The organism is Chitinivibrio alkaliphilus ACht1 (assembly GCF_000474745.1).
Lineage (GTDB): Bacteria > Fibrobacterota > Chitinivibrionia > Chitinivibrionales > Chitinivibrionaceae > Chitinivibrio > Chitinivibrio alkaliphilus.
The window spans coordinates 1-834 of record NZ_ASJR01000073.1 but is presented as its reverse complement, the minus strand read 5'-3'; the positions used below and the strand labels follow the sequence as shown (position 1 = coordinate 834).

Sequence of the window (834 nt, the reverse complement as noted above, 5' to 3'; positions counted from 1 at the left end):
CCTTTTCCCGATCAGCAATCATCCAGCCTACAATATAGCGGGAATACACATCCATAATCTTATACAGATAAAAGTATTGCCATTTCCGAGGCCCTTTTAGTTTGGTGATATCCCAGGACCACAATTGATTCACTTTAGTTGCTAAAAGCTCCGGACGCGTATAGCTTCGTGCTTGTGCCTGTCGGCGCAGGGTTGTCTCTCCGTGCTTTTCCAAAATACGATACATCGTACGTACTGAACAATAGTATATACCTCTGTCAAGCAGTGTACAATAGACCTCAGATGGAGACATATCACAATACTCCGGAGAGTTCAGTATGCGGTAAACAGTCCTCTCTTCCTCTTGTGACAGTTTCCTGTGAGAAGGTGGCTTTTGATGCTTACGACGACTCTCTTTCCTGGGTTTTAACCCTCTGTAAAATGATGCCTTGGGATAATTTAAGGCTTCACACATCTTTACAATTGGTATCCGGGATTTATACGCCATTATCATTCCTCTATATCGCTCTCTCTGCTTGTTGGTGGCATGTCGGTTATTGTAAGATGGGAGATTTTTTTTGAAGATCTATCAGTAATTCTGCCTGTTGTAATTTCTTCTCTGTTGCTGCCAGTTGTCGTTTCAATTTTGCGTTCTCTGCTGTCATTACTTCTCTTACATGAGCTACAGTTCCCGCACGATGCTTATTTAAAAGACCTTGTTCCTGCTCTTGTTGCCACCTTTCAACTGTTTTTGAAAAAAGCCCCTCTGAACGCAGGTACGCACCGATTTGCGTGGGATCATCCTTCTTTAGTTTCGCTATTGCAGATAATACTGATAACTTATAGGCCACTGTC

The 834-nt window shown here is 42.7% G+C and carries 2 protein-coding genes; both read right to left on the bottom strand.

Annotated features, from left to right (window positions below; translation table 11 throughout):
- Nucleotides 1–292, bottom strand: a 292-nt coding sequence (locus CALK_RS13105; RefSeq protein ID WP_162146751.1) for a DDE-type integrase/transposase/recombinase, incomplete at its 3' end; no start/stop codon positions are given.
- A gap of 241 nt (nucleotides 293–533) precedes the next feature.
- A partial coding sequence (locus CALK_RS13100; RefSeq protein WP_034638409.1) for a hypothetical protein occupies nucleotides 534–834 on the bottom strand: 301 nt, incomplete at its 5' end.